Source organism: Nonomuraea sp. NPDC049709 (assembly GCF_040674815.1).
Lineage (GTDB): Bacteria > Actinomycetota > Actinomycetes > Streptosporangiales > Streptosporangiaceae > Nonomuraea.
This window is the reverse complement of the sequence record NZ_JBFANM010000013.1, coordinates 117,703-131,134: the sequence shown is the minus strand read 5'-3', so window position 1 is coordinate 131,134 and position 13,432 is coordinate 117,703. Positions and strand designations below refer to the sequence as shown.

15 protein-coding genes are annotated in these 13,432 nt (G+C 72.6%); 9 read left to right on the top strand and 6 right to left on the bottom strand.

Going from position 1 to position 13,432, the window contains the following annotated elements; translation table 11 throughout:
- Positions 1-281: 281 nt before the first annotated feature.
- From AB0J69_RS15495 to AB0J69_RS15485, 3 genes are all read left to right on the top strand, one after another.
- Positions 282-3,626: a S8 family serine peptidase gene (locus AB0J69_RS15495; protein ID WP_364117264.1), complete on the top strand. Its 3,345-nt coding sequence runs from the start codon at positions 282-284 to the stop codon at positions 3,624-3,626.
- Positions 3,627-3,952: 326 nt separating this feature from the next.
- Complete coding sequence (locus tag AB0J69_RS15490) at positions 3,953-5,059, top strand: GTP-binding protein (protein WP_364117262.1); 1,107 nt, start codon at positions 3,953-3,955, stop codon at positions 5,057-5,059.
- Positions 5,060-5,122: 63 nt separating this feature from the next.
- Complete coding sequence (locus AB0J69_RS15485) at positions 5,123-5,506, top strand: Fur family transcriptional regulator (RefSeq protein ID WP_364117260.1); 384 nt, start codon at positions 5,123-5,125, stop codon at positions 5,504-5,506.
- A 115-nt stretch (positions 5,507-5,621) separates the two neighbouring features.
- Here AB0J69_RS15485 and rpmF read toward each other — a convergent pair whose 3' ends face one another.
- From rpmF to rpmG, 5 genes are read right to left on the bottom strand one after another with little or no spacing between them, the layout of a single operon-like run.
- The gene (gene rpmF, locus AB0J69_RS15480) at positions 5,622-5,789 is read right to left on the bottom strand and encodes a 50S ribosomal protein L32 (RefSeq protein WP_364117259.1); all 168 of its coding nucleotides are present in this window, start codon (positions 5,787-5,789) and stop codon (positions 5,622-5,624) included.
- A 3-nt stretch (positions 5,790-5,792) separates the two neighbouring features.
- Positions 5,793-6,092 (bottom strand): 30S ribosomal protein S14, encoded by a 300-nt coding sequence (gene rpsN, locus AB0J69_RS15475; RefSeq protein ID WP_364117257.1) that lies wholly within the window; start codon positions 6,090-6,092, stop codon positions 5,793-5,795.
- Positions 6,092-6,328 carry a 50S ribosomal protein L28 gene (rpmB, locus tag AB0J69_RS15470; RefSeq protein ID WP_364117255.1) on the bottom strand — a complete coding sequence of 79 codons (237 nt, stop codon included), beginning with the start codon at positions 6,326-6,328 and terminating at the stop codon, positions 6,092-6,094. Before rpmB ends, rpsN begins: the two co-directional genes overlap by 1 nt.
- Positions 6,328-6,573 carry a type B 50S ribosomal protein L31 gene (locus AB0J69_RS15465; RefSeq protein WP_364117253.1) on the bottom strand — a complete coding sequence of 82 codons (246 nt, stop codon included), beginning with the start codon at positions 6,571-6,573 and terminating at the stop codon, positions 6,328-6,330. The genes rpmB and AB0J69_RS15465 overlap by 1 nt, the downstream gene beginning before the upstream one ends.
- The gene (gene rpmG, locus AB0J69_RS15460) at positions 6,570-6,734 is read right to left on the bottom strand and encodes a 50S ribosomal protein L33 (protein WP_049563842.1); all 165 of its coding nucleotides are present in this window, start codon (positions 6,732-6,734) and stop codon (positions 6,570-6,572) included. Before rpmG ends, AB0J69_RS15465 begins: the two co-directional genes overlap by 4 nt.
- Before the next feature lie 73 nt (positions 6,735-6,807).
- Between rpmG and AB0J69_RS15455 the strand changes: the two genes are divergently transcribed.
- The gene (locus AB0J69_RS15455) at positions 6,808-7,950 is read left to right on the top strand and encodes a GTP-binding protein (RefSeq protein ID WP_364117251.1); all 1,143 of its coding nucleotides are present in this window, start codon (positions 6,808-6,810) and stop codon (positions 7,948-7,950) included.
- Complete coding sequence (gene rpsR, locus AB0J69_RS15450) at positions 7,947-8,174, top strand: 30S ribosomal protein S18 (protein ID WP_364117249.1); 228 nt, start codon at positions 7,947-7,949, stop codon at positions 8,172-8,174. Before AB0J69_RS15455 ends, rpsR begins: the two co-directional genes overlap by 4 nt.
- Here the strand turns inward: rpsR and AB0J69_RS15445 are convergent.
- Positions 8,150-10,144 (bottom strand): heavy metal translocating P-type ATPase, encoded by a 1,995-nt coding sequence (locus AB0J69_RS15445; protein ID WP_364117390.1) that lies wholly within the window; start codon positions 10,142-10,144, stop codon positions 8,150-8,152. The genes rpsR and AB0J69_RS15445 overlap by 25 nt on opposite strands.
- A 168-nt stretch (positions 10,145-10,312) precedes the next feature.
- Between AB0J69_RS15445 and AB0J69_RS15440 the strand changes: the two genes are divergently transcribed.
- From AB0J69_RS15440 to AB0J69_RS15425, 4 genes are all read left to right on the top strand, one after another.
- Positions 10,313-10,711: a metalloregulator ArsR/SmtB family transcription factor gene (locus AB0J69_RS15440; RefSeq protein WP_364117247.1), complete on the top strand. Its 399-nt coding sequence runs from the start codon at positions 10,313-10,315 to the stop codon at positions 10,709-10,711.
- A gap of 390 nt (positions 10,712-11,101) precedes the next feature.
- The gene (locus tag AB0J69_RS15435) at positions 11,102-11,767 is read left to right on the top strand and encodes a glycosyltransferase family 2 protein (RefSeq protein ID WP_364117245.1); all 666 of its coding nucleotides are present in this window, start codon (positions 11,102-11,104) and stop codon (positions 11,765-11,767) included.
- On the top strand, positions 11,764-12,429 hold the full coding sequence (locus tag AB0J69_RS15430; RefSeq protein WP_364117243.1) for a TIGR04282 family arsenosugar biosynthesis glycosyltransferase: 666 nt from the start codon (positions 11,764-11,766) through the stop codon (positions 12,427-12,429). The genes AB0J69_RS15435 and AB0J69_RS15430 overlap by 4 nt, the downstream gene beginning before the upstream one ends.
- On the top strand, positions 12,426-13,415 hold the full coding sequence (locus AB0J69_RS15425) for an NAD-dependent epimerase/dehydratase family protein (protein WP_364117241.1): 990 nt from the start codon (positions 12,426-12,428) through the stop codon (positions 13,413-13,415). The genes AB0J69_RS15430 and AB0J69_RS15425 overlap by 4 nt, the downstream gene beginning before the upstream one ends.
- The last annotated feature ends 17 nt before the right edge of the window (positions 13,416-13,432 follow it).

Below are 13,432 nucleotides of genomic sequence, written 5' to 3'. Positions count from 1 at the left end.
GTGACCCCCGCCGGTCAAGGCTGGTCGACGGCATGCAGCGCAAGCGGCCGCTGTCGATCGTGAACTGTGCCGGATTCCCGGCGGAATTCTGGCAACTCGGCAGGGTTCCTTGCTGAGAGATCGCTGCGTACACTCCGGTCGGAACGGAGATGAGTTTCGTTCCCGCTCGTCACCCGCCGGGGAGGGTCAGTGCTCTCTCCGGCGTGCCTGCGAGCTGGGTGACCTGACGCCTCCCGGGCGGCGCGGCGAGTCCACGCAGCCCCTCGACGAGGAGGATCTCCGTGTCATCCAGCGCCCTGTTATCCCGCGCGCGGCGACTCGTCCCGGTCGCCGTCGCCTTGAGCGTCGTCCTGGCCATGAGCCCGGCGACGGCCGCAGCAAGCCCGACCCCGTCCCCACCGGCGAAGCGGTGGACGGCCACTCCCCTGGCCCCGGCCGAGGTCGTGGACGGCGCCAAGTCCCCGACGGGCAAGCTCGCCAAGAGCGACCCGGCCCTGCTGAGCAACACCTCTTCCGCACCGGTCAACGTCGTGGTCAAGCTGGACTACGACTCGCTGGCCGCCTACCAGGGCGGCCTGCCCGGCCTGCCGGGCACGAGCCCCTCCGTCACGGGCCGGGCCCTCGACACCAGGAGCGCCGACGCCCGCCGGTACGCCGAGCACATCCAGGACGTCGAGCACGCCTTCCTCACCGAACTGGCCGCGAAGGTCCCCGGCGCCGTCGCCGGCCAGCGGATCAGGACGGTGTACGGCGGCATCGCGCTGCGCATCCCCGGTGACAAGGCGGCCGAGGTGCTCAAGCTGCCCGGCGCCGTCGCCGTCCAGGAGGACAAACCGCAGCAGCTGCTCACCGACTCCAGCCCCGCGTTCATCGGCGCCCCCGCGATCTACGGCAAGCTCGGCGACACCGGCAAGACGGCCGGCAAGGGCGTGATCGTGGGCGTGCTGGACAGCGGCGCCTGGCCCGAGCACCCGTCGTTCGCCGCCCGCTCCGGCCTGCCGGACCCGCCGCCCACCAAGGACGGCACGCCGCGGGTGTGCGACTTCGGCGACAACCCGACGACTCCCGCCGCCGACCCGTTCACCTGCACCAACAAGCTGGTCGGCGGGCAGCCGTTCCTGGAGACGTACAACGCGGTGTTCGGCGGCGAGGTCTATCCCGACAGCGCCCGCGACTCCAACGGGCACGGCACCCACACCGCGAGCACGTCGGCCGGCGGCCCGGTGGCCGACGCGACGCCGCTGGGCATCAGCCGGGGCGCGATCCACGGCATCGCGCCCGGCGCCGCCGTGTCGGTGTACAAGGTCTGCGGCGCGGAGGGCTGCTTCCCCTCCGACTCGGCGCAGGCGGTGGCGCGGGCCATCCTGGACGGGGTCCGCGTGATCAACTTCTCCATCTCCGGCGGCAGCGACCCGTACAGCGACCCGGTGGAGCTGGCCTTCCTCGACGCTTACGCGGCCGGCGTGCTGGTCTCGGCGTCGGCGGGCAACTCCGGGCCCGGCGCGGACACCACCGACCACCTCGGCCCCTGGACGACCACGGTGGCCGCCTCCACGCAGACCAGGACGTTCCAGTCCACGATCACGCTGACCGGCGGGGGCGCCACGGCGACCATCAAGGGCGCCTCCATCACCCCGGGGATCGGCTCGCCGCTGCCCGTGGTGCTCGCCTCGGCGCCGCCGTACTCGCGGCCGCTGTGTGACGCCCCGGCGCCCGCCGGGCTGTTCACCGGGAAGATCGTCGCCTGCGAGCGCGGCCCGAACCGGGTGCTGAAGAGCTACAACGTCATGCAGGGCGGCGCCGCCGGCATGATCCTCTACAACAGTTTCCCGTTCGACGTCTTCACCGACGCCCACTGGATCCCCACGGTGCACCTCGACAAGCCGGAGGCGGACATCCTGCTGGGCTTCCTGTCGGCGAACCCGGGCGCCGCCGCGGCCTTCACCCAGGGGGCCAAGAGCACCTGGCAGGGCGACGCCATCACGCACTTCTCCTCCCGCGGCCCCGGCGGGGACTTCCTCAAGCCGGACGTCACCGCGCCCGGCCTGCACATCATGGCGGGCATGACCCCGACGCCCGAGTCGCCGCTGGAAGGGCCGCCGGGCAACCTGTACCAGGTCATCTCGGGCACCTCGATGTCGGCACCGCACGTGGCGGGATCGGCGGCGCTGCTGTTCGCCCTGCACCCGGACTGGACGCCGGGACAGGTCAAGTCCGCGCTGGAGACCACGGCCAGGACCGCGGTCACCAAGCAGGACCGTACGACGCCGGCGGACCCGTTCGACATGGGCGGCGGGCGCATCGACCTGACCAAGGCCGGCGACCCCGGCCTGACCCTGGACGAGAGCGCCGCCGGCTTCGTCGCCTCCGCGGCCGACCCGCTCAACCGCATCGACCTCAACCTGCCCTCGGTGAACGCCCCCACCATGCCGGGCGTCATCACCGCCACGCGCACGGTCACGAACGTCACGAACAGGACGCTCACCTTCACCACCTCCGGCAAGACCGTCAGCGGCGCGAACATCACGGTCCTGCCGCCGCGCTTCTCCGTCGCACCGGGCAGGAGCGCCAAACTGAGCATCGTCATCACCGCGCCCGATCTGCCCGACGGGCAGTATTTCGGCCAGGTGGACATCAAGCAGGCCGGCGGCTCCCGCGCGCTGCACCTGCCGGTCGCGTTCTTCCGCCAGGAGGGCGCGGTGCCGGTCGACCAGACCTGTGCGCCGGCCACCGTCCCCAGGAACACCGGCGAGTCCACCTGCACGGTCACCGTGCGGAACAACACCACCCAGGACACGGAGGTGACCGCCGTCAGCACGCTCGACGCCCGCCTGCGCCTCAACGCCGTCACAGGCGCCACCAAGATCGGCACTCAGATCGCGACCGCCAGGACGACACTGGCCGCCAGCCGGCCCGCCAGGCCGTCGATCGCACCGGGTGCGGGACCGGCCGGGTACCTCCCGCTCGACTCCTTCGGCGTCACCCCGATCCCGATCGGTGACGAGCAGGCGGTGAACCTCACCCCGCCCGCGCCGTTCACCTTCGCCGGCGAGAGCTACACCAGGCTCGGCGTGACGTCCAACGGCTACAGCGTGGCCGGCGGAGCCGCGTCGGCGGACATCTCGTTCACCCCGCAGACACTGCCCGACCCGGCACGTCCCAACGGCGTGCTGGCCCCCTACTGGACCGACCTCGACGGCACCGGCGCCCCCGGGGTCCTGGCCACGGTCCTGTCCGACGGCACGAACCGCTGGCTGGTGGTGGAGTGGCGGGTCAACCTCTTCGGCACCACGGACCTGAAGGTGTTCCAGCAGTGGATCGGGCTCAACGGCGCGGAGGACGTCAGCTACGCCTACGACCCGGCCAACCTGCCCGGCGCGCCGCCCGCCGAGTACGGCCTGACCGTGGGCGCCGAGAACGACGAGGGCACCGCGGGCGACCAGATCACCGGGCCGCCCACCGAGGACCTGGTCGTCACCAGCACCCCGGCCGTCCCCGGCGGCGCCCTGACGTACTCGATGAAGATCAGGGGAGTCAGCCCGGGAGTCGGCAAGGTCACCACGGCCACCTCGACCCCCCAAGTCCGAGGCATCACCGTCGAAGTGGACCGGATCACCGTCCAATGACATGACAGCGGCCGCGGGCGGCGCCACCGCCCGCGGCTGCGCGATGAGCGGCAACACGTCCGAGCCTCCGCCATGGGCGTGGATCCCACCCGCCTCGCGGCCGGGCGAACGTGTGCCGGACGCCTGTCGCGGCACGGGCACGTGGACGCCATGGACGCCGCCGGCAGGCTCCGCACCACGGCGATCGAGAAGCCGGCAGCTGCGGCAGGCCTGTCTGCCTGCACGAAACCCCCGAAGCAGGGCCCGGGCCCCGAATTGGGCTGCCCGGGTTGACGATACATGCGATGATATCGACAATGATTTTCATTTCGTACAAAGGGGGTTCAATGCGCGCTCCTGTCGCCTTGATCGCGGGACTGCACCACATCGCCCGGACCGCCGCGGTCGATCGGCTGCTGCGCCGGCACCCGGGAGCCGTCGCGATCCACCACCACGTTCGTCCCACCGGTGAGGGCCGGATCGAGCGCGTGGTCCGCGATGCCTCAGGCGTCCTGGGCCGGACCGAGGTACGCCCGGCGCACGGCTGCGTGACGCGCACCGTGCGCGAGGACCTCCTTTCCGAGCTGCCGCGCCACTCCCCCACGGCGTCACTGCTGATAGCCGACCTGTGGGACGCGGCCGAACCCCGCCCGGTGGCCGAGGCCCTGGCCGGACAGGAGCGGCTCCGACTGGCGTGCGTGCACACCGCGCTGGACGCCGAGCACATGCCCGTGGACATCTGCCGCGGCGACCGCCTGAGCGAGACCGGCCGGGCCGCCCCCGGCGACCGGCGCTTCCTGGCCGGGGTGCTGGCCCGGCAGATCGAGTACGCCACCAGCCTCTCCCTGCACGGCGGCGACGCCGAGGACGCCGAGCTGTCGGCCACCGTGCTCGCCCACCTGGCCCCGCACACGCCGATCGTCCGCTGCCCCGGCCTGGCCGCCGCCGCCCTGTGCGTGCACGAGCTGGGCGAACGCGTCGATCCGGCCACCGCGCAGCTCCCCGCCGAAGCGCAGAGCGGGGAGATCACCACGGTGGTGTGGCACCGCCTGCGCCCGCTGCACCCGGTCCGGTTGTTCGACGTCATGGACGAGCTGGCGACCTCCACGGTTCGCTCCCGCGGCCGGTTCTGGCTGGCCAACCGGCCCCACCGCATGCTGGCCTGGGACGCGGTGGCCGGCGCGGTCTCCGTCGAGGACGCCGGGCCATGGCTGGCCGCGCTGCCCGAGGCGATGTGGGAGCTCACCGCCCCGGCCCGGCGCGCGGTCGCCGCCCTGGACTGGAACCCGATCGTCGGCGATCGCGTGCAGCACCTCGTCTTCACCGGGCCCGGCCTCGACCGCGACCGCATCGTCTCCCTGCTCGACTCGTGCCTGATCGACCAGGACGACGCCCTGCCCGGCGCCGCCGAGTGGGCCGGCCACGACGACCCGTTCGCCCCGTACTGGAGGTGACGGCCGGGGCGCGGGCGGCCTTTGGCCAAGGGAGGCATGGTGGACACAGGACGATGGGCTCCGATGCTGGAGGCTTCCGGCATCCGGGCGACAGCTCAGCGGATGCTGGTGCTTGACGTGCTGGCGGGCCACCGGCTGCCCCTGTCAGCCCAGCAGGTACACGCCGAACTGCACGATCGGGGCGCTCACACCGGCCTCACCACCGTCTACCGCGCGCTCTCGTCCATGACCGAGGCCGGCCTCGTTCATGCCTTCAACCACGGCGGCGAGGCCGTCTACCGGCTGTGCGACACCGGCAGCCACCACCATCTCGTCTGCCGCATCTGCGGGCTGGTGGCGGAACGGCAGGAAGAGAACCTCGTGGAGGGCTTCAGAGCCGAAGAGGTGTACGGCGTCTGCGCGGCGTGCGAGAAGCGCCGGCCGTCACCGCGTGCCGCGACCTCCTAGGAGCACGCGCCTCCGGCGCCGCGGTCTCGTCGCCGCCCTGGCCACCGGGCCCCCGCCGTGCCGCCGCGCCCGGCGCGTCCCTGGCACGGCGGAGCGGCCCGGTGGCCGGGTGACCTCACTCGACCGTGATCAACCCCCGCTGGTAGGCGCGGATGAGACGGCGGGGCACGAGCAGCTCGCGCCCGTTCACGGTGATCGGGACGAGGTCGGGCGCGGCGGCCTTCCACTGGCTGCGCCGGTGGCGGGTGTTGCTGCGCGAGGTCTTGCGCTTGGGTACGGCCATGGCTTACCAGCTCGCTTTCGTGATGCCGGGCAGCTCGCCGCGGTGCGCCATCTCGCGGAAGCGCACGCGGGAGAGCCCGAACTTGGTCAGGTGGCCACGGGGGCGGCCGTCCACGGAGTCGCGGTTCCGGACGCGGGTGGCGCTGGCGTCGCGCGGCTGGCGGGCCAGCTCGCGTACGGCGTCCGCCCGCTCCTGCGGGGTGCCGGTGCGGACGAGCTCCTTCAGCTCGGCGCGCCGTTCCGCGTAGCGTGCGACCACGACCTTGCGCCGCTCGTTGGCCGCGATCTTGCTCTTCTTGGCCATCAGACCTTCTCTCCCCGGGCGCGGATCCGTGCGACGGCCGCCTCGACGCCGATCTTGTCGATGGTCTTGATCGCGCGGGCGCTGACCGAGAGCCGGACGAAACGGTCCTCGCTCGGCAGCCAGTAGCGGCGCTGCTGGATGTTGGGGTTCCAGCGGCGCCGGGTGCGCCGGTGGGAGTGGGAGACGTTGTTGCCGAAGACCGGCTTGACGCCGGTGAGCTGGCAGTGCGCGGACATCAGGTCCTTCCGTAGCGCTGGTTGAACCGCTCGACGCGGCCCGCGGTGTCCAGGACGCGGTTGCGTCCGGTGTAGAAGGGGTGGCTCGCCGAGGACACGTCGACGTCCACCACCGGGTACGTCCTGCCGTCGGTCCACTCGATCGTCTTGTCGCTCGCGATCGTCGAGCGGGTGAGGAACGCGAAGTCCGCGCCGGGATCCCGGAAGACGACCGGGCGGTAGTCGGGGTGGATGCCCTTCTTCATCGCTCCTCCCTGAACAGCACGTGCCGGCGGATGGTGGGGTCGTACTTGCGCAGGGTGAGCCGGTCGGGGGTGTTGCGCCGGTTCTTCCTGGTCACGTAGGTGTAGCCGGTGCCGGCCGTGGACTTGAGCTTGATCACGGGTCGCACCTCATTTCTCGCCAAAACGATTCCTTCCTCCTTGCGAAGCTGTGCCATGATAACGAGAACGGTTTTCATTATTGCAACAGGAGGCTGAGTGCCCACCCCCGTCGTCCTCGTCGCGGGCCTGCACGGCACCGCCCGCACCGCCACCGTCGAGCGGCTGCTGGCCGGACATCCCGGCTCGCTCGCCGTCCATCACGACCTGAGCGCGGTCGCCAACGGACTCGTCAGGCGCACCGTCCGCGACGCGACACGCGTTCTGGACACAACCGACGTGCGGCTCGCCCACGGCTGCATCACCTGCACCGTGCGCGAGGACCTCATCCCCCAGCTCGTCATGCTGGCGCCCGCGTCCGCGCTGCTGATCGTGGACCTGTGGGACTCGGTGGAGCCGCGCTCGGTGGCCGAGGCCGTCGACTGCGACGAAGCAAAGGAGAGCCTGCGGCTCACCGCCGTGCTCACCGCGGTGGACGCCGAGGCCATGCCCGACGACATCACCCGCGGCGAGCGCCTGCGCGAGGTCGGCAAGCCCGCCGCCGCCGGCGACCAGCGCTACCTGGCCGAGGTCCTCGCCCGGCAGCTCGAATACCCCACCGGCCTGGTCCTGCACGGCGGCGACGAGGACGACCGGGAGCTGTCCCGCACGGTCCTGGCCCACCTCACCCCCGTCACCCCGATCCACACCGTCGACTTCCTGCCCCCGGTCACCGCCGCCGCCATATGCACCGGAGAGCTGGCCGAACGCGTGGACCCGGCCACCGCCCAGCTCCCCTGCGACGCCGAGACCGACGAGATCGTCACCACCGTCTGGCGCAGCCGCCGCCCCCTGCACCCCGCCCGCCTCTTCGACGCCGTCGACGAGCTCGTCACCGAGTCCGTACGCTCACGCGGCCGCTTCTGGCTGGCCACCCGCCCCGGCCAGCTGCTGGCCTGGGACGCGGTCGCGGGCATCGTCTCGGCCGAGGACGCCGGCCCCTGGCTGGCCGCGCTCCCCGAAGCCGCCTGGGACCTGGTCTCCCCCGCGCGCCGCCTGACCGCCGCCCTCGACTGGGACGACGCGCACGGCGACCGCGTCCAGCACCTCGTCTTCACCGGCCCCGACCTCGACCCCGCCCGCTTCCACGCGCTGCTCGACTCCTGCCTGCTCACCCAGGAGGAGGAAGCAGCGGGCCCGGACGTCTGGGCCGGATACGACGACCCGTTCGCCCCCATCCTCAACATCAAGGAGACCGCGTGAAGATCCGCCGAGCCCCGCGCAAGAAGCCCAACCCGCTGCTGAACGTCGACCACGTCGACTACAAGGACACCAACCTGCTGCGCAAGTTCGTCTCCGACCGCGGCAAGATCCGCAGCCGCCGCGTCACCGGCGTCACCGTCCAGCAGCAGCGCCAGATCGCCAAGGCCATCAAGAACGCCCGCGAGATGGCCCTGCTCCCCTACGCCTCCCGGCCCGGCGCATGACGGTGTTCCCCGGGCTCCGCAGCACAGAACATCACCGGCACCGCGCCGGGGTCATCGTCCACCACACGAGCCACGTTTCGGAGAAGGGCCCTTCCTGGTGCGCACGCCGCCTTCCGCCAGGCCGCGTCGCGCAGCAGCCGCAGGCCGTTGAGCCCGACGATGACGGTGGAGCCCTCGTGCCCGGCCACCCCCAGCGGCAAGGGCAGCTCACCCAGGAGGTCCCAGGCCACCAGGACACCGATGAACGTGGCCGCAATGGCGAGGTTGGCCACCACCAGCCGCCTGGCACGGCGGGACAGGGCGATGACGGCGGGCACCGCGGACAGCTCGTCCCGGACGACGATGGCGTCAGCCGTCTCCAGGGCGAGATCGGATCCGACGCGGCCCATCGCGACCCCGGCATGCGCGGCGGCCAGTGCGGGAGCGTCGTTGACGCCGTCGCCCACCAGCAACACCCGCTGTCCGCCGTGCTGGAGTGCCCGTACGGCCTCGACCTTGCCCTCCGGCAGCAGCCCGGCCCGCACGTCGGTGATGCCCACCTGTGCGGCGAGCCGTTCCGCCGCGCGCGGGTTGTCACCGGTCAGCAGCACGGGCCTGGCCCCGGTCACGGCGACGATCCGCTCGATGCTGTCCGCCGCGGCCGGGCGCGGCCGATCGGCCAGGCCGAGCACTCCGGCGGCCTCACCGTCCAGCCTCACCAGCACGGCCGTCTGCCCGCCGCTCTCCAGTTCGCTGATCAGGTCCGCCACCTGATCGCCGGCGCCCGGCAGGTGGGCGGGGCTGCCGACCTCGACCCGGCGGCCGGCCACCCGGGCGCTGACACCACGGCCGGGAGCCGAGGAGAACTCACCGGCTTCCGCGACCGTCAGGCCCTCCTCGCGGGCGGCGCGCACCACCGCGCGGGCGATCGGATGCTCCGATGGATGCTCCGCCGCAGCCGCCAGGGCCAGCAGTTCCCTCGCGTCGACCGGGGCGCCGGGCAGCGGGCGGGTCTCGGCCAGGCGCGGCATGCCCTCGGTGAGGGTGCCGGTCTTGTCGAAGGCGACCACGCCGGCGGCTCCGATCTGTTCCATGGCCACGGCGGACTTGACCAGCACGCCGTGCCGTCCTGCGGTGGCGATGGCGGCCAGCAGAGGGGGCATGGTGGCCAGCACCACCGCGCACGGCGAGGCGACGATCATGAAGGTCATCGCGCGCAGCAGCGTCGACTCCAGGTCGGCGCCGAAGACCAGCGGAACCGTGAACAACGCCAGCGTGGCGGCCACCATCGCGATCGAGTACCGCTGCTCCACCTTCTCGATGAACAGCTGCGTGCGGGCCTTGGTGGCGCCGGCCTGCGCCACCAGGGCGACGATCCGGGCGACCACCGTCTCGCCGGCGGGGCGTCCGACCCGCACCCGTAGCGCGCCGGTGCCGTTCAGCGTGCCGGCGAACACCTCGTCCCCGGTGGCCTTGGGCACCGGGAGCGGCTCGCCGGTGATCGTGGCCTGATCCACCTCGCCGGCTCCGTCCAGCACCATGCCGTCCGCGCCGACCCGTTCGCCCGGCCGGACGATGATCACGTCGCCGACCGCCAGTTCGGTCGTGCGCACCACCTGCTCGGTGCCGTCCTCCCTCAGCCTGGCCGCCGCGTCCGGGGCCAGGTCCAGCAGCGCGCGGACCGAATCCTCGGTGCGCTGCGTGGCGTAGGCCTCCAGCGCGCCGGAGGTCGCGAAGATCACAATCAGCAGGGCGCCGTCGAAGACCTGGCCGATCGACGCCGCGCCGATCGACGCGGCGATCATCAGCAGATCGACGTCCAGCCGGCGCTCGCCGAGCGCTCGCAACCCGGACAGCGCGGGCTCCCAGCCCCCGGCCGCATAACAGGCCAGATACAGCCCCCACCACACCCAGCCGGGCGCACCGGCCAGCTGGGCGACCCCGCCCACCGCGAACAGACCGGTGGCCGCGAGCGCCCACCGCACCTCCATCAGCCGCAGGAATCGGGCACGACGCCGGCCTGCCGGCACCGTACGGTCACGTCCCGCGTGCTGCCGCCGCTCGAGAGCGGCGGTATCCGGTTCGATTATCACCATGGCAGCATATATGCGCAGATGCGAAGGTAAGCAGGCAGCTCGCCCTTGCACTATCCTTCAGACATGCACGAGTCGATAGCGGACTTCCGGATGCCGACGGAGGAGCAGGTCCATCTGGCGGCCGAATCGCTGCGCCTGCTGGCCGATCCGACTCGCATGAAGATCCTCTGGGCCCTGCTCCAGGGCGAGTCGTCGGTGGCGTGCCTGGCCGAGCTCGTCGGCGCCGCCCCCACCGCCGTCAGCCAGCACCTGGCCAAGCTCCGCCTGGCGGGGCTCGTCCGTGGCCGCCGCGAAGGCACCTTCGTCTACTACTCGGCGGCCGACGTCCACGTCCGCCGCCTTCTGGAAGAGGCGCTCTTCCACGCCGATCACGCCGACCGCGACCTGCCCCACCATCCCCCGGACGACACCTCCGCCCACCGGCCGGCCCACTGGCCGGCGGCGACTCCCACTCCCGGCTGAGCGCCGCCCGCACGCCGGGCAGGACGGCCGCGCGGAACGCGACATCGAGGCCGGCGGGTGAGACGGTCATCCCACCGTCCGCCCAGGCCCGCACCGGTCCCATGAAGGCGCCGGCCACGCGGGTCACCAGCGGGTCGGGCGAGGCCGGCACCGAGTCCCAGGGGGGACAGCGCGCGTGGCGCCGCGTTCCCGGCAGGTCCGTGGCGCCGTGCCGCCGCGCCGAAGGTTGGAGCGGCCTTTGCCGGAGGCGCAGGGTCGCCGACGTTCTGTTTGCGATCAGCGGCCTCGGTCGCGCCGCGGCTCTCGTGGTGGGTCTGAGCTGGTCATTTCTCGGAAAGGCAGTCCTCTTGGCGAGGGTGCGGGCCCCGGTGTCGCGTTAGCGTCAGCGGCGTGGAGATCGACGTGGTGCTGCCCTGCCTGGACGAGGCGGCGGCCCTTCCGTGGGTGCTCGGGCGGATGCCGGACGGGTTTCGCCCGATCGTGGTCGACAACGGCTCGACCGACGGATCCGCGAAGATCGCGGCCGGGCTCGGCGCGATGGTGATAAGCGAGCCCCGGCGCGGGTTCGGCGCGGCGTGCCATGCGGGACTGTTGGCCGCGGCCTCGGACGTCGTTTGCTTCATGGACGCCGACGCCTCGCTGGATCCCGGTCAGCTGCCTCGGGTGAGCGGACCTGTCGTGGCCGATGCGGCCGACCTCGTCCTCGGCCGCCGGGTTCTCCGGCCGGGCGCGTCATGGCCGGTGCACGCCCGGCTCGGCAACGCGGTGCTGGCTCGGCGGCTGCGCCGCCGTACCGGTGCCGAACTGCACGATCTGGGGCCGATGCGGGCGTGCGGGCGGGTCGCCCTGCTCCGGCTGGGGCTCGCCGACCGGCGTTTCGGCTATCCGCTGGAGATGGTGCTACGCGCCGGGGCGGCGGGCTGGCGCATCCGCGAGACCGAGGTGGACTACCTCCCCCGCGAGGGCAGGTCGAAGGTGACCGGCACGGTACGCGGCACGCTGCGGGCGATCGGCGACATGCGCCGGGTCATGGCCCGTCGGGACGGGGCGGCGTGAATCCGGCGGACGATCGGGACACCGAGCTCCGCCCGCAGATCCTCGTGATCGCCAAGGAGCCCGTGCCAGGGAGGGTGAAGACCCGGCTCGTTCCGCCTCTCACCCCCGGTCAGGCCGCTGCTCTGGCCGGCGCCGCGCTGGAGGACACGTTGCGGACCGTCGCCCGGGTGCCGGGCGTCCACCGGGTGCTCGCCCTTGACGGCGCTCCCGGAGCCTGGCTTCCCGGCGGCTTCACGGTGCTCCCGCAGCGCGGGGACGGTCTGGACGAACGGCTGGCCGCGGCCTTCGAGGACGCCCACCGGCTGCGGCCCACCCCCATCGTGCTCATCGGCATGGACACCCCGCAGGTGTCCGCCGCTCTGCTGACCGAGGCCGTGTCCCTGCTGGCCGGGCACGACGCGGTGCTCGGCCCGGCGGCCGACGGCGGCTTCTGGCTGCTCGGGCTGCGTGTTCCCGACCCGGCGCTGCTGCTCGGCGTGCCGATGTCGGAGCCGGCCACCGGTGAGATCCAGCTGCGAAGACTCAGGGAGGCAGGGATGAGCATCGCCTTGATGCCGTGCCTGACGGATGTGGACACCATCACGGACGCGATCGAGGTGGCGGCGATGGCCCCGCGGTCGCGCTACGCCGCCGCGCTCGCCGGGATCGGAGCGGCGACATGACCAGGGTGCTGGTGACCGGTGCGGCCGGGTTCATCGGGAGTCATGCGGTCGAGGCGCTGGAGGCGGACGGCCACGAGGTGGTCGGGCTCGACCTCCGGTCCGGCGACGACGTTCGCGACCGGGCCGTTCTCGATCGGCTGCTGCCGGAGGTCGATGTGGTCGTGCACCAGGCGGCCAAGGTCGGGCTCGGCGTGAACGTGGCGGACCTGCCGGACTACGCCTCGGTCAACGTGTACGGCACGGCCGTGCTGCTGGCGGCGATGGCGGAGCACGGTGTCGGGCGGCTGGTGCTGGCGTCCTCCATGGTGGTCTACGGTGAGGGCGCCTACGACTGCGCGCGGCACGGCCGGGTACGGCCCGGTCCCCGCTCCGCCGCGGACATGTCGCGCGGATCCTTCGAGCCCCACTGTCCCCGATGCGGAGAGGGCGTGGCCTTCGCCGCCATCGACGAGGACGAGCCGGTGGATCCGCGCAACGCGTACGCCACCACCAAGCTGGCGCAGGAGCATCTCGCCGCCAACTGGGCGCGCGAGACGGGCGCGACGGCGACCGCCCTTCGCTACCACAACGTGTACGGACCCAGGATGCCGAGGGACACACCATACTCGGGCGTCGCGGCGATCTTCCGGTCCGCGCTGGAGTCCGGCCGCCCGCCGCGGGTGTTCGAGGACGGCGGGCAGATGCGCGACTTCGTCCACGTCCGCGATGTCGCCGACGCCAACGTCGCCGCCCTCACCCGCGGCGAGCCCGGAACGCTGGCCGTCTACAACGTCGCCAGCGGCGAGCCGCATACCGTCGGCGAGCTGGCCTCGGCCCTGGCGGCGCAGCGGGGCGGCCCGGAACCGGTCACCACCGGGGAGTTCCGGCTGGGCGACGTGCGCCACATCGTGGCGGCACCGCACCGGGCAGCGGTCCAGCTCGGCTTCCGGGCGCGGATCGGATTCGCCGAAGGGATGAAGGAGTTCGCCACCGCGTCCCTGGCCTGACCACTCGAATGCCGACT

Excerpts from the sequence above, each read along its gene's own strand:
- AB0J69_RS15490 (WP_364117262.1), top strand. The coding sequence starts at position 3,953 with ATGCGCGCTCCTGTCGCCTTGATCGCGGGACTGCACCACATCGCCCGG.
- AB0J69_RS15485 (WP_364117260.1), top strand. The coding sequence starts at position 5,123 with ATGCTGGAGGCTTCCGGCATCCGGGCGACAGCTCAGCGGATGCTGGTG.
- rpmF (WP_364117259.1), bottom strand. The coding sequence starts at position 5,789 with ATGGCCGTACCCAAGCGCAAGACCTCGCGCAGCAACACCCGCCACCGG.
- rpsN (WP_364117257.1), bottom strand. The coding sequence starts at position 6,092 with ATGGCCAAGAAGAGCAAGATCGCGGCCAACGAGCGGCGCAAGGTCGTG.
- rpmB (WP_364117255.1), bottom strand. The coding sequence starts at position 6,328 with ATGTCCGCGCACTGCCAGCTCACCGGCGTCAAGCCGGTCTTCGGCAAC.
- AB0J69_RS15465 (WP_364117253.1), bottom strand. The coding sequence starts at position 6,573 with ATGAAGAAGGGCATCCACCCCGACTACCGCCCGGTCGTCTTCCGGGAT.
- AB0J69_RS15445 (WP_364117390.1), bottom strand. The coding sequence starts at position 10,144 with ATGGAGGTGCGGTGGGCGCTCGCGGCCACCGGTCTGTTCGCGGTGGGC.
- AB0J69_RS15440 (WP_364117247.1), top strand. The coding sequence starts at position 10,313 with ATGCACGAGTCGATAGCGGACTTCCGGATGCCGACGGAGGAGCAGGTC.
- AB0J69_RS15425 (WP_364117241.1), top strand. The coding sequence starts at position 12,426 with ATGACCAGGGTGCTGGTGACCGGTGCGGCCGGGTTCATCGGGAGTCAT.